Annotated in this window: 11 protein-coding genes; 6 read left to right on the top strand and 5 right to left on the bottom strand. The window is 74.2% G+C overall.

All coding sequences use genetic code 11. The features are described from left to right. On the top strand, positions 1-1,874 hold a 1,874-nt coding region (locus JTN19_RS11580), incomplete at its 5' end, for a transglycosylase domain-containing protein (RefSeq protein WP_340643318.1). 9 nt (positions 1,875-1,883) lie between these two features. Beyond that, positions 1,884-2,222 (top strand): AzlD family protein, encoded by a 339-nt coding sequence (locus tag JTN19_RS11575; RefSeq protein WP_206932596.1) that lies wholly within the window; start codon positions 1,884-1,886, stop codon positions 2,220-2,222. Here JTN19_RS11575 and JTN19_RS11570 read toward each other — a convergent pair. After that, positions 2,170-4,842: a mechanosensitive ion channel family protein gene (locus JTN19_RS11570; protein ID WP_206932594.1), complete on the bottom strand. Its 2,673-nt coding sequence runs from the start codon at positions 4,840-4,842 to the stop codon at positions 2,170-2,172. The genes JTN19_RS11575 and JTN19_RS11570 overlap by 53 nt on opposite strands. A gap of 76 nt (positions 4,843-4,918) precedes the next feature. On the opposite strand from JTN19_RS11570, the gene JTN19_RS11565 reads away from it, so the two are divergent. After that, positions 4,919-6,175 (top strand): MFS transporter, encoded by a 1,257-nt coding sequence (locus JTN19_RS11565; RefSeq protein WP_206932592.1) that lies wholly within the window; start codon positions 4,919-4,921, stop codon positions 6,173-6,175. A 4-nt stretch (positions 6,176-6,179) separates the two neighbouring features. Then, entirely contained in the window at positions 6,180-6,368 is a 189-nt protein-coding gene (locus tag JTN19_RS11560; RefSeq protein ID WP_206932590.1) for a twin transmembrane helix small protein, read from the top strand. A 46-nt stretch (positions 6,369-6,414) separates the two neighbouring features. Here the strand turns inward: JTN19_RS11560 and JTN19_RS11555 are convergent, their stop codons facing one another. The 4 genes from JTN19_RS11555 to JTN19_RS11540 all read right to left on the bottom strand — a co-directional run bounded on the left by JTN19_RS11555 (position 6,415) and on the right by JTN19_RS11540 (position 9,151). Continuing rightward, positions 6,415-7,122 (bottom strand): AzlC family ABC transporter permease, encoded by a 708-nt coding sequence (locus JTN19_RS11555; protein ID WP_340643317.1) that lies wholly within the window; start codon positions 7,120-7,122, stop codon positions 6,415-6,417. Continuing rightward, positions 7,119-7,721, bottom strand: coding sequence for a RecX family transcriptional regulator (locus tag JTN19_RS11550; RefSeq protein WP_206932587.1), 603 nt, complete (start codon positions 7,719-7,721; stop codon positions 7,119-7,121). The genes JTN19_RS11555 and JTN19_RS11550 overlap by 4 nt, the downstream gene beginning before the upstream one ends. Positions 7,722-7,771: 50 nt before the next feature. After that, the gene (locus JTN19_RS11545; RefSeq protein ID WP_206932586.1) at positions 7,772-8,215 is read right to left on the bottom strand and encodes an RrF2 family transcriptional regulator; all 444 of its coding nucleotides are present in this window, start codon (positions 8,213-8,215) and stop codon (positions 7,772-7,774) included. 93 nt (positions 8,216-8,308) lie between these two features. Continuing rightward, positions 8,309-9,151: a universal stress protein gene (locus JTN19_RS11540; RefSeq protein ID WP_206932585.1), complete on the bottom strand. Its 843-nt coding sequence runs from the start codon at positions 9,149-9,151 to the stop codon at positions 8,309-8,311. A gap of 142 nt (positions 9,152-9,293) precedes the next feature. Here JTN19_RS11540 and cysK point away from each other — a divergent pair, with 142 nt between their 5' ends. Both cysK and JTN19_RS11530 read left to right on the top strand, forming a co-directional pair. Further along, on the top strand, positions 9,294-10,253 hold the full coding sequence (gene cysK / locus JTN19_RS11535; RefSeq protein ID WP_206932584.1) for a cysteine synthase A: 960 nt from the start codon (positions 9,294-9,296) through the stop codon (positions 10,251-10,253). A 102-nt stretch (positions 10,254-10,355) separates the two neighbouring features. Beyond that, on the top strand, positions 10,356-12,791 hold the full coding sequence (locus JTN19_RS11530) for an FtsK/SpoIIIE family DNA translocase (protein ID WP_206932582.1): 2,436 nt from the start codon (positions 10,356-10,358) through the stop codon (positions 12,789-12,791). The last annotated feature ends 36 nt before the right edge of the window (positions 12,792-12,827 follow it).

Raw genomic sequence — 12,827 nt, 5'->3', positions numbered from 1 at the left:
AAGCCTGGGACATGCCCCGCTCAGCGGCCCCCCGGCTGCGAACCGAGGCCCGTGCCGCCCCCCGGACGAAACGGCACCCCCCGAGCGGGCCAAAACCCCGCGCCAAACGACCCGCCCGCCGGCACCTCGGCTGGGCGCTGGCGAGATTCGCCCTCATCGCCACCATCTGGGGCGGGCTGGCCCTGGCCGCGCTGCTGCTCTTCTTCACCTGGGACATGCCGCGCGTGGACCGCGTGCTGGAGGAACAGCGCCGCCCCTCCGTCACGCTGCAGACCGTCGAGGGCAACCTGCTGGCCACCCAGGGCGACCTCTTCGGCGAGACCTTGCGCCTGCGCGACATGCCGCCGCATCTGCCGGCCGCCCTGCTCGCCATCGAGGACCGTCGCTTCCAGGCGCATTTCGGCCTGGACGTGGTGGGCCTGGCCCGCGCCGCCTGGGCCAACTGGAATGCCGGGGGCGTGGTGCAGGGCGGCTCCACCCTGACGCAGCAATTGGCGAAGAACCTGTTCCTCTCCGGTGAGCGCAGCCTGCGCCGCAAGGTGCAGGAAGCCCTGCTGGCACTGTGGCTGGAGCACCGCTTCACCAAGGATGAGCTGCTGGAGATCTACCTCAACCGCGTCTACCTGGGCGCCGGCGTCTTCGGCGTGGATGCGGCAGCGCGGGTTTATTTCGGCGTCTCGGCCCGGCGCGTGACGCTGTGGCAGGCCGCGGTGCTGGCCGGGCTGCCCCAGGCGCCCTCGCGCCTCAACCCGCGCACCAACCCCGATGGCGCGCTGGACCGGGCGCGGGACGTGCTGGCCGCCATGGTGGACACGGGCGCCATCACCCCCGCCCAATCGGCCCGCGCGCTGGAGGAGATGCGGATTCCGCCCCGCCCCTCGCGCAATGGCGGCTGGTTCGCGGATTGGCTCTTCGAGGACATCCCCCGCCAATTCCCCGGCAGCCAGGATCTGACCATCCGCACCACGCTGCATGCCGGCTGGCAGGCGGTGGTGGAGGCGCGCCTCGCCGCGCTGCTGGACGGGCCGGGGGCCCAGGCCCGCGCCGGCCAGGGCGCGGTGGTGGTGATGGACGCGGCCACGGGCGCGGTCCGCGCCATGGCGGGTGGCCGCGACTTCTCCCGCTCGCCCTTCAACCGGGCCGTTTCGGCCAGGCGGCAGACGGGGTCCACCTTCAAGGCCTTCACCTACCTGGCGGCGCTGGAACGCGGGGCCTCGGCCGGCGACATGGTGTCGGACGGGCCGGTGCGGATGGGCCGCTGGTCGCCCTCCAACGGGCAATGGCGCACGCGCGGCGCCATCACGCTGGAGGAGGCCTTCGCCCATTCGGTCAACACCGCCGCCGTGCGGGTGATGCAGGAGGCGGGCGGCCCCGCCGCCGTGGCCGAGACCGCCCAGCGCCTGGGCCTGCGCGGGCCCTTCCCGCGCGACGGCTCCATCACGCTCGGCACCGGGGATGCCTCGCTGCTGGAGATGGCGGCCGCCTATGCCGCGCTGGTCAATGGCGGGCGGCGCGTGGCGCCGCACGGCATGGTGCGCGCCGAGGCCGGGGGCCGCGCGGCACCGCTCGCCCGCCCCGAGCCCGCCCAGGTGGTGCCCAGCAGCGCGGCGGCGCAGATGCGCGCCATGATGCAGGCCACCACCCGCTATGGCAGCGGCCGCGCGGCCGCCGTGCCGGGCGTGGTGACGGGCGGCAAGACCGGCACCACCCAGTCCCACCGCGACGCCTGGTTCCTGGGCTTCGCGGAGCTGGCGAACGGCCCGGTTGTGATCGGCGTCTGGCTGGGCAATGACAACAACCGGCCCATGGACGATGTGCGCGGCGGCACCCTGCCGGCCCAGCTGTTCCGTGACATAGTGGAAGGGCTGCGCTGAGGGGGATCCATGTCGGTCAGGTGGGACGTGCTTCTGGCCATCCTGGGCATGGCGGCCGCCAGCTACGCGCTGCGTGCCGGCGGCTATGCCCTGCTGCGCGCCACGCGCCCGCCGCCCTTCGTGCAATCCATGCTGACCTACCTGCCGGGCTGCATCTTCGTGGCCTTCGTCACCCCCGCCCTGCTGGATGCCGGGCCCACGCGCTGGGTGGCGGCGGGCTGCGTGGTGGGCGTGATGCTTGCCACGCGGAACTACACCATCGCCATCCTGGGTGGGGTGGCGGCGCTGTGGCTGCTCACTCTTCTGCCTTCTCCGGCGCTTTCGCTTCCGTGGCCTTCCCTTCCATGATCATGCCCCGCCGCGGGTCGTAGAGCTTGATGCCGCGCTCGGCCGCCGCCTGCTTCACGCGCCGGTTCAGCTCGCGCATCACGGCCCAGCGGCGGATGGGCGGCGTCATCATGCGGGCGCGCACCAGGATGCCCTCGCCCGAGATGCGGTCCACGCCCAGCACCTCCAGCGGCGCCAGCAGCGAGGGCGCCCAGGCCTCGTCGTCGCGCATCTCCTCCGCGATGACGCGCAGCATCATCACCGCCTCGTCCGTGTCGGCGCTGTAGTCCAGCGTCAGGTCCACCAGCGCGAAGGAGAAGTCGCGCGTCATGTTGGTCACGGTGGTCACGGCGCTGAAGGGCACGATGTGGACCGAGCCATCCAGCGCGCGCAGCTTGATGGAACGGATGGTCAGCTTCTCCACCGCCCCCGACAGCCCGCCCACCGAGACCACGTCGCCCACCGCCACCGCATCCTCCAGCAGCAGGAAGATGCCGGTGATGACGTCGCGCACCAGCGTCTGGCTGCCGAAGCCGATGGCCACACCCAGCACGCCCGCGCCCGCCAGCAGCGGGGCGACGTTCACGCCGAGTTCCGACAGCGCGGTCAGCCCCACCACCAGCAGCAGCACGCCGCCCAGCACGGTGCGCAGCATGGGCAGCAGCGTCCGCACCCGGGCGTTGCGCGCGGCCGAGCCATCGGCGGGCAGGCTGTCGAGCTGGCGGGCGATGGCGGCGTTGGCCGCCTCCCACACCGCCACGCAGATGAAGAGCGTGATGGCGACCGTCATGACCGCCACCATGGCGCGGCTGCCGAAGCGGCCCGTGTCGAACCAGGCGAGCGCGCCCAGCCCCCAGACCTCCAGCAGCGCCACGATGGACACCACCAGGATGAAGGAGGAGATGGCGGTCTTCACCGCCGGCTGGTAGGCGCCGACGCGGTGCTCCAGGTTCGGGTAGTGCTCGGTCAGCGCCGGGCTGACCTTGAAGGCGCGGATCAGCACGCGGCGCGCCAGCTCGTCCGCCGCCTTGGCCACCGCCAGGATGACGAGGGTGAGCAGCGAGGCCGTGCCCAGCCGCTCGAAGCCGCGCTCGATCTGCAGGGCCCAGACCGCCCAGGCCGCCAGCATCCAGAGGATGACGATGACGTGCCACAGCCCCGCCACGCGGTCGCGCAGGGCGCGCATGGCGATGCGGGCACGGTCCGGCACGTCGCCGGCCGCGAGCGGCGGCGCGGCCAGCTTCGCCGCCACCACCGTGCGGAACTGCAGGATGACCATGGCGGCCATCACCGACAGCACCAGCAGCCCCACGCGCCAGATGGCGTCACGCGCCGTGATGGGCAGGCCGAGCAGCAGCCCGCCCTCGGCCGCGGCGTAGAAGATGATGGTGGTGACCGCGAGCCGCCGCGTCCAGCGCGTGGCGCTGATGGCCGTCTCGTCGCTGCACGGCACCAGGCGCAGCCGGTTGCTCTTGGGCGCCAGCGCCAGCCTGGCGGCGGCCATGACGGTGCGCGTGGCCATGTAGGCCAGCACCAGCGCCTCCATGATGAGGCGGCTGGAAGGCCACATGCTCTGCCCGCCGACGACGCCCAGCGCCACGATGCCGAAGGCCATGATGGGCAGCAGGCTCAGCGCCAGGTTGCCCACGACATAGGGGGTGAGGCGGATGCCGCGCAGCGGCCCCTCCACGGTGGCCGCCTTGTGGTCCAGCCAGCGCTGGGGGCGGCGCAGCAGCAGGTTCACCAGCTGTTCCGCCAGCATGCCCGCGGCGAGGACCAGCAGCATCTGCCAGGCGGCGGAGAGCACCTGGGCGCGCAGCAATTCATCATCCCAGACGCTGCGGGCCCAGGCGCGGAGCGAGTTCACGTCGGTGATGTCGGCGGCGGCGTCGAAGGCGCGGGCGGCCAGCTCGGTCGCGCGGTCGCGCAGCCCGGCCAGCACCTCGGCGGGCGAGGGGAGGTCCGTCAGCGCCTCGGCGGGGGGGGCGGTCCCGGGGGCGGGCGTGGGCGCGGGGGCGGCGCCGTTGGCGGGGCGGGCGGGTTCGCCTCCCTCGAGGGCACGGATCAGCGCATCGCGCCGCGCGGGGTCGCGCAGCAGTTCGAGCAGGGCGCCGAGCTCGGCGGGCGCGGGGGCGGGCGCCGCGGGGGGGGCGGCGGGCTGGGGTGCGGCGGCGGGCGGCTGGGCCGGCGCGGTGGCGGCGGGCGCGGGCGCGGGTGAAGGCGCGGGCGCTGGGGCCGCCACGGGCGGGGCGACGGCGCCAGGCGGTGGCGTCGTGCCCACCACGCCGGCCTCGGCGGGCGCGGGGGCGGGGGTGGCCGGGGCTGGCGCGGGGGCCGGCGCGGGGGTCGGCGCGGGCTCGGGGGCGGCCGGGGCGGGCGCGGCTTCGGGGGCCGGTGCCGGCGCGGGGCGCCGCTCCGGTGCGGGTGGCACGGGCGTCTGCTGGACGGGCGCCTGCACCGCGCCGGGGGCGGGCAGGACAGGGCTCAGCACCGAGGCATCGGCCGGGGCCGGGCCGCTCAGCACATCCGCCGAGGCGCCGGGCGAGGCGGGCGGGGCCGCGCCTTGCGCCAGCACCCCCTGCACGGGGGCCAGCACGAGCAGCAGCAGAAGGGCGAGGGCCGCCTTGGGAAGACGCGTCATGCCGTCCTGTTGTCCCGCCTGAGGGGGGTGGGTCAAGTTGCGGCCCGCTTCGTTGCGGCGCAACATGCCCGCACCCATGACCACCTCCCCCGCGCCGGCCGGCCTTCCGGTTGATCATGCCCCGGTCCCGCCCGGCCCCTCCATCTGGGTGGTGATGCTGGCCCTGCTGGGCACGCATATGGCGGGGATGGGCGCCTTCCTGACGGTGCCTGTCCTGGCCCCGGCCATCGCGGCGGAGACGGGGCTCTCCGCCAACCTGGCCGGCGTGCACACGGCGCTGTGCTATTTCGGCGCGCTGCTGTCCGGGCCGCTCAGCCAGGGCTTCCTGGTGCGGCATGGCGGCGTGCGGGTGTGCCAGGCGGCGCTGGTGGGCATCGCCATCGGGCTGGCGCTGGCCGTGCTGGGCAGCCCCTGGGCGCTGGTGCTCTCGGCCGTGGTGGCGGGGCTGGCGCATGGGCCGATCACGCCCGCGGGCAGCCATCTGCTGGCGCCGCGCGTGCCGGCGCGCCGGCGCAGCCTGATCTTCGGCCTGAAGCAATGCGGCGTGCCGGCCGGGGCCATGCTGGTGGCGGCCACGGCACCCCTGGTGGGCGGGATCTATGGCTGGCGGGCGGGGGTGCTGACCATGTCGGGCTTCGCCCTGCTGCTGGCGCTGGCCCTGCAACCCATTCGCGCCACCCTCGACGCCGACCGCGCGCCCGAGGCGGCCGGCCGGATGCGCCCCTGGCATGATGCGCGGCAGAGCCTTTCCCTGCTCCGGGAGCGCGGCGCGACGCGGGCGCTGACCATCGCCTCCTGCGGCTATGGGGTGGCGCAGTTCTGCTTTTCCTCCTTCTTCGTGGTCTGGCAGGTCGAGACGCGGGGCGTCGCCCTTGAGGCCGCCGGGCTGCAATTGGCCCTGGCCCAGGGGGGCGGGGTGGTGGGGCGTGTGCTCTGGGCGCTGATCGCGGACCGGGTGGGGCCCATGCGGGTGCTGGCCGGGCTGGGCTTCGCCATCGTCGCCACCTGCCTGGTCTTCGCGCTGGCCGGGCCGGACTGGCCGGGGCTTCTCATCAGCGTGGCGGCGGTGGCCATGGGGGCGTCGGCCATCGGCTGGAACGGGGTGCTGCTGGGCGAGGTGGCGCGCGTGGCCCCGCCCGGGCGGGTGGGGGCGGCCACGGCCGCGCTGGGCTTCGCCTTCGCAGCCACCATGATCGTGATGCCGGTGGTGTTTTCGCTGCTGGTGATGGCCACGGGGGGCTACGCATGGGCCTTCGGCATGTGCGCCATGACGGCCGCGGCGGGCACGCTGGCCTTGTTGCGGTTGCGTCCGGCGCCGGCCGCGCCAAGATAGGCGCATGCAAACCTTCCTGACCTTTCTTGTCGGCCTGGCCATGTTCGCGACGCTGGGCGTGCTGGTGGCCGGCGTGGTCGGCATGGCGCGCGGCGGCGATGCCGGTTTCTCGCAGAAGCTGATGCGCTACCGGGTGCTGTTCCAGTTCCTGGCGCTGGCGCTGTTCGCGGTGCTGATGCTGCTGATCAGGTAAAGCGCGATCGCCGGAGGGCGTCTGCCCGGAGGCGTGAATCGCGCGGTCAGGTGGTCTTGCGTGGCGCGGCCCGCCACGCTCCGACGCCGGCCCCCAGCAGCGCTCCCGCCAGCACCGGCCAGGGCTGCCCCAGCCCCGCCTTGTGCGCGGCGATCGCCACCACCGCCGCCACCGCCCAGGGGATGATGTCCACCCGCCCGCGGAACAGCGGCACCATCAGCGCCAGCATGGTGGCGAGGCTCGCGAACAGCACCGGATGCCCCGCCGGCAGCCGGATCACGCCCGCGAAGGCGTGCCCCACCATGGTGGACGCCACCCAGAACACCCACAGCCCGAAGCCGATGCCCAGCAGCAGCGCGGCATCGCGCCCGCCCGCCCGCTGGTCGGCCACCGAGATGGCGAAGCTGTTGTCCACCAGCGTCGCCAGCGTGCCCCAGAGCTTCCAGCCCCGCAGCCGGTCCAGCCAGGGCGCCAGCGCCGCCCCCATGGGCGCCATGCGCAGGTTCACCACCAGCGCGGCCAGGGTCGCGCCCAGGATGGGCGCCGGGTCCGCCCAGAGTTCCAGCGCCACAAGCTGCGCCGTGCCGGCGAAGACCAGCGCGCTCATCAGCGCGGATTCGAGGGTGGAGAGGCCCCGCGCATCCGCCAGCACCCCCACCACCAGGCCGAAGGGCAGCATGGCGGGCATCAGGGCGAGCGCCGCGCGCATGCCCCGCCAGAACCCCGCGCGGGTGAAGATGACGCGCTGACTCACGGACGGCCCGCCGCGATGAGGTGCGCCTCCGCCTCGGCGCGGTCCATCCCCAGGGCCTGCCGCGCCACGCCCCCGCCGAAGCCGCCCCGGCCCAGGATGCCCTGCCATTTCCGGCGCGTCTCGGGCGGGGGTTCGGCGGCCCCGAAGGGCCCGATGCGCCGGCGCCGGCAGAGCAGCAGCGCGGCGGTCAACTCGTCCGGCACCTCCTCATGGGCCAGGGCGGCGCGGGCCGTCTCGGCGGCCACGCCCTTGGACGCCAGGTGCGCCAGGGCGGCCGCGGCCGAACGCCCCGCGCCGCGCAGCCGCCGCGCGCGCGCCACGGCGAAGGCCGCGTCATCCACCGCGCCCGCCTGGACGAGCCGCGCGGCGATGGCGGCGGCGCGACCCTCGGCGGCGCGGGTTTCGGTGCGGATCGCCTCGGGGTCCTGCCCCGCCTGTTCGGCCGCGCGGGCCCAGCGGCGGATGCGGTTGCCCAGCACGCGGCGCAGCCCGGCCTCGGTGGCGCTGAAGCGGGAGAGGTGCCGCAGCGCCGCCTCGCGCAGGCTGGCCTCGTCCAGGGATATCGCCGGCGCGGATCGCCGATGGCTGGGCTCAGCCATGGCGTGAATCTGCCCGGAATGGAGCGGTGTTCACCCGTGTGAACACCGCTCTAGATGACGAAATCCAGCGCCTCGGGCGTGGGGCGGCGCAGCCCGGCGGCCTGGGCGCGGCGCAGCAGCGCCTCCAGCGTGGTGGCGCGCAGCGTGGCCAGGGCGGCGGCGTCCAGCTCCTGCCAGAGCGGCGCGGTCACGGCGGCGGCGAGGCGCCCGGGGGGCGTGGGGGGGTCCTCCTCGCAGGCGGCCTCCACCACCTCGGCCGCCGTCACCTCGCGCGGCGCGCGGGCCAGGCGGTAGCCGCCGCGGGGGCCGCGCAGGCTGTGCAGCAGCCCCGCGCGGACCAGCGCCTGCAGCAGCGGCTCGATGCCCCGGCGCGCCAGGCCCATGCGCGTCGCGATGTCGGCCGCGCCGCTCACCTCGCCGCGCCCGGCGGCGTGGAAGGCGATGTCGAGCGCGATGTCGAGCGCGAGCAAGGCGCGGTCCTGCCGCAGCAGCATGGGGCGGGGTCTCCTGTCCGGGGGGCGGAAGCTAAACCATCCCTCGCCATCGTGAAATGTGGCGCGGGGTGGAAATCGTCCCGCGCCGCGTGGTCAATGCGCCATCAGCACCGGCGCCGTCATGGCGCCCAGCAGGCTGCGCGTGGCGCCGCCCAGCATGAATTCCCGCAGGCGCGAATGGCCATAGCCGCCCATCACCAGCAGGTCCGCCGATTGCTCGGCCAGCGTGTTCAGGATCACGTCCGCCACCGAGATGTCGGGCGCCACGGCGCGCTGCACCGTGACGTTCAGGCCGTGCCGCGCGAGGTGGCGCGCGATGTCCGCCCCCGGTTCCTGCCCATGGGTGCCGGGGGTCGCCTCGGGCTCCACCACCAGCACCGTCACGCGCTCCATCAGGGCCAGCAGGGGCAGGGCGTCATGGACGGCGCGGCTCGCCTCGCGGCTCGCGTTCCAGGCGATCAGGGCGTGGCGCATGGGTCCGGCCGGCGCGGCGGCATAGGGCACGACCAGCACGGGGCGGCCGGTTTCGAACAGCGCGGCCTCGACCAGGGCGCGGCCGCCGGGGCGGGGCACGTCGGGGTCGGTCTGGCCGAGGATGATCAGGTCCGCATAACGGCCATTCTCGGCCAGCAGCGGCACGGTGGCGCCCTCCAGCAGGCGCCATTCACCCGAGATGCCATCACGCGCCAGGCGTTCCTCGAACATGGCCTGGACGCGCTCGGCCTCGGCCACGGCCTCGCCGCGCATCTCGTCCATCAGCCCGGCGAGCGCCGCGCCGCCGCCGACATCGCCGGCCAGGATGGGCACGGCCAGGTCCAGCATGTGCAGCCCCACCAGGTGCGCGCCGCTGCGCCTGGCGATGCCGGCGGCGAGGTCGAGCCGGGCGGCGGCGGGGGCGGCGGCGTCGAGGTGCAGCAGGATTTCTTTCAGGGCCATGGGGCGTCTCTCCGGTTCTGGCGGTCTTCTGACGCGCGAGCCTGCCACGCGGTTGGCCTGCCGGCCATTGATCGGGCGCAGGCTGTCATGGCGTCTGTCATGGATGATTCACGCGGGACGCAAACTGGCCTAGGAAGCGTCCATGGACGCCCTCCCTCCGCGCAACCACACGCTGCACGCCAGCATCCTCGACACCGTGGGCCAGACCCCCTCGGTGCTGCTGCCGCGGCTGATGGCGGACAGGGGGTGCGCGGCGCGCCTCGCGCTCAAGCTGGAATTCTTCAACCCGGGCGGCTCGGTGAAGGACCGCATCGGCCTCGCCATGGTCCAGGACGCCGAGGCCCGGGGCGAGATCGCGCCCGGCCGCTCCGTGATCGTGGAGCCGACCTCGGGCAATACCGGCATCGCGCTCGCCTTGGTGGCGGCGGCGCGGGGCTACAAATTGATCGTGGTGATGCCGGGTGGCGCCTCGGTCGAGCGGCGGAAGATGCTGCGGCTGCTCGGTGCCACGCTGGAACTGACGCCGGCGCGGCGCGGCATGTCGGGCGCCATCGCCCGCGCCGAGGATATCCTGGCCCGCACCCCTGGCGCTTGGATGCCCCGGCAGTTCGACAACCCCGCCAACCCCGACATCCATGCCCGCACCACCGCCGAGGAGATCTGGCGGGACACGGGCGGCGAGGTGGATGTCATCATCGGCGGCCTGGGCACGGGCGGCACGCTGACGGGCATCGCCCGCGCGCTGAAGCCGCGCCGGCCGGGCCTGCGCGTCATTGGCGTGGAGCCCGCCGAATCGGCGGTGCTGAGCGGCGAGGAGCCGGGGCCGCACCGCATCCAGGGCATCGGCGCGGGCTTCCGCCCCGCCGTGCTGGAACAGGAGCGCCTGGATGCCGTGCTGCGCGTGCCGGAACTGGAGGCCTTCGCGGCGGCGCGCGAGGTGGCGCGGCTGGACGGCGTGCCGGTGGGCATTTCCTCGGGCGCCGTGGTGGCCGCCATGCTGCGGGTGGGGGCCGAGCCGGGCATGAAGGGCAAGCTGGTGCTGGGCATCGCGGCCTCCTTCGCCGAGCGCTATCTCTCCACGGAGCTGTTCGAGGGGCTGTGAGACGGGGGCTCTGAACCTCCAAACTGGCGAAACGGTTCCGGCCCTGTTACGCTGTCCATCCCCCCGGCCGTTCTTCACCTCCCCCCCATGAGGTCGCGCCGCATGGCACGAGACGCCGCCCCGATCGCACCCACCGGCACGCTGCCCGGGTTGCGCCGCTTTGCCTCGCCCGCCATCCGGGCCGCGGCGGTGCGCCGCCTGCGTGAGCTGGGGGCGCTGGTGCTGGCCACGCTGGGGCTGCTGCTGCTGCTGGCGGTGGGCAGCTACAACCCGGCCGACCCTTCGCTCTCCACCGCCACCGGCGCGCCCGTGGGCAACCTGGTGGGCTGGCGCGGCGCCGTGGCGGCGGATCTGCTGTGGCAATGGGTGGGGCTGGCGTGCTTCCTGCCCGGTCTTGTGCTGCTGGCCTGGGCGCTGCGCCTGGTCTCCCACCGGCCCGTGGGCATCTGGCCGCTGCGGATGGTGGCGCTGGTGCTGGCCCTGCTGGCGGCCTCGGCCCTGCTGGCGCTGCTGCCGGGCGCCGAGGCGGGGGCGGCGGGCCCGATCGTGCTCGGCGGCGTGTCCGGCCTGTTCTCGGCCCTGCTGGGCGGCTTCGCCGGGCTGGCGGCCGGGGCCGTGCTGGGGCTCGGCCTGCTCAGCGCGCTCTATGTCGCCTTCGGGCTGAGCTTCGGGGAATGGGGCCGCGCCGCGCGCGTCACCGCCGATGCCGCCATGGCCACCGCCGATGTCGCCGCGCGCGGGGCACGCGCCACGCGCGGCCCGGGCGAGGCGCTGTTCCTGGCGCCCCTGCGCGCCATGGGCCGCCTCTTCCGCCGCCCGCGCCGGGCCGAGCCGGCCGCCGACCTCGCCACCGTGCTGCGCGCCGCCGAGGCCGCGGCCGAAGCGCCCCGCCCGGCGCGGCGCGAACCCGCCGTGGCGCCTTCCGCCGCCGCCCCCGAGCCGGCGCGCGCCGCGCCCCGCGTCGCCACCCCCGCCCGCGCCAAGCCCGGCGCGCCGCTGCAACCCGCCCTCGACCTGCCGGTGGAAGGCTGGCGCACGCCCCCGCTCGACCTGCTGGCGCCGCCGCCCGCCCGCGTGGCCGCCGGCCCCAGCGCCGATGCGCTGCAGGCCAATGCGCGCATGCTGGAGCAGGTGCTGAACGATTACGGCGTGAACGGCGCCATCACGGAAATCCGCCCCGGGCCGGTGGTGACGCTCTATGAGCTGGAGCCGGCGCCGGGCACCAAATCCTCGCGCGTCATTGGCCTCGCGGATGACATCGCGCGGTCCATGAGCGTGGTGGCGGTGCGCATCGCGACCGTGCCCGGGCGCAACGTCATCGGCATCGAGCTGCCGAACGTGAAGCGCGAGACGGTGTTCCTCTCCGAGATGCTGAACAGCGAGGAATACCAGCGCAACGCCGCCCGCCTGCCGCTGGTGCTGGGCAAGGATATCGGCGGCACGCCGGTCATCGCGGACTTGGCGCGGATGCCGCATCTGCTGATCGCGGGGACCACGGGCTCGGGCAAGTCGGTGGGGATCAACACCATGATCCTCTCCTTGCTGTACCGGTTCAGCCCGGCCGATTGCCGCTTCATCATGATCGACCCGAAGATGCTGGAATTGTCGGTCTATGACGGTATTCCGCACCTTCTGGCGCCGGTGGTGACGGAGCCGCCCAAGGCCATCGGCGCCTTGAAGTGGACGGTGCGCGAGATGGAGCGCCGCTACCGCGCGATGAGCCAGGTGGGCGTGCGCGGCATCGCGGCCTTCAATGAGAAGGTGGACCAGGCCCAGGCCGCCGGCACGGTGCTGACCCGCCGCGTGCAGACCGGCTATGACCCCGAGACGAACAAGCCCGTCTTCGAGGAACAGCCGCTGTCCTTGGCCCGCCTGCCGATGATCGTCGTGGTCATTGATGAAATGGCGGATCTGATGATCGTGGCCGGCAAGGAGATCGAGGCCGCGGTGCAGCGCCTGGCGCAGATGGCGCGCGCGGCGGGCATCCATGTGATCATGGCGACGCAGCGGCCTTCGGTGGACGTCATCACCGGCACCATCAAGGCCAATTTCCCGACGCGGATCAGCTTCCAGGTGACCAGCAAGATCGACAGCCGCACCATCCTGGGCGAGCAGGGGGCGGAACAGCTGCTCGGCCAGGGCGACATGCTGCACATGGCGGGCGGCGGGCGCGTGACGCGCGTGCATGGCCCCTTCGTGGCCGATGCCGAGGTGGAGAAGATCGCCGACTGGCTGCGCGAGCAGGGCGAGCCGGATTACGTGGAAGAAGTGACGGAGGTGGAGGACGAGGACGGCAACCCCGGCCTGTCCGGCATCGCCGCCGGTTCGGATTCCGAGAAATCGCTGTTCGACCAGGCGGTGGATGTGGTGGTGCGCGAGGGCAAGGCCTCGACCAGCTTCATCCAGCGCCACCTGAACATCGGCTACAACCGCGCCGCCAAGCTGATCGAGCAGATGGAACGCGAGGGCATCGTCAGCCCGGCGAACCATGTGGGCAAGCGCGAGATCCTGGCGCGGCGCGTGGGGGCGGACGAGTAGGGCGGCCCCCACAGGGAGGGCGGCACCCCAAGAGAA

Origin of the sequence: Roseococcus thiosulfatophilus (genome assembly GCF_017311575.1) — a bacterium.
Taxonomy (GTDB): domain Bacteria; phylum Pseudomonadota; class Alphaproteobacteria; order Acetobacterales; family Acetobacteraceae; genus Roseococcus; species Roseococcus thiosulfatophilus.
This window is presented reverse-complemented; position numbering and strand designations above follow the sequence as displayed.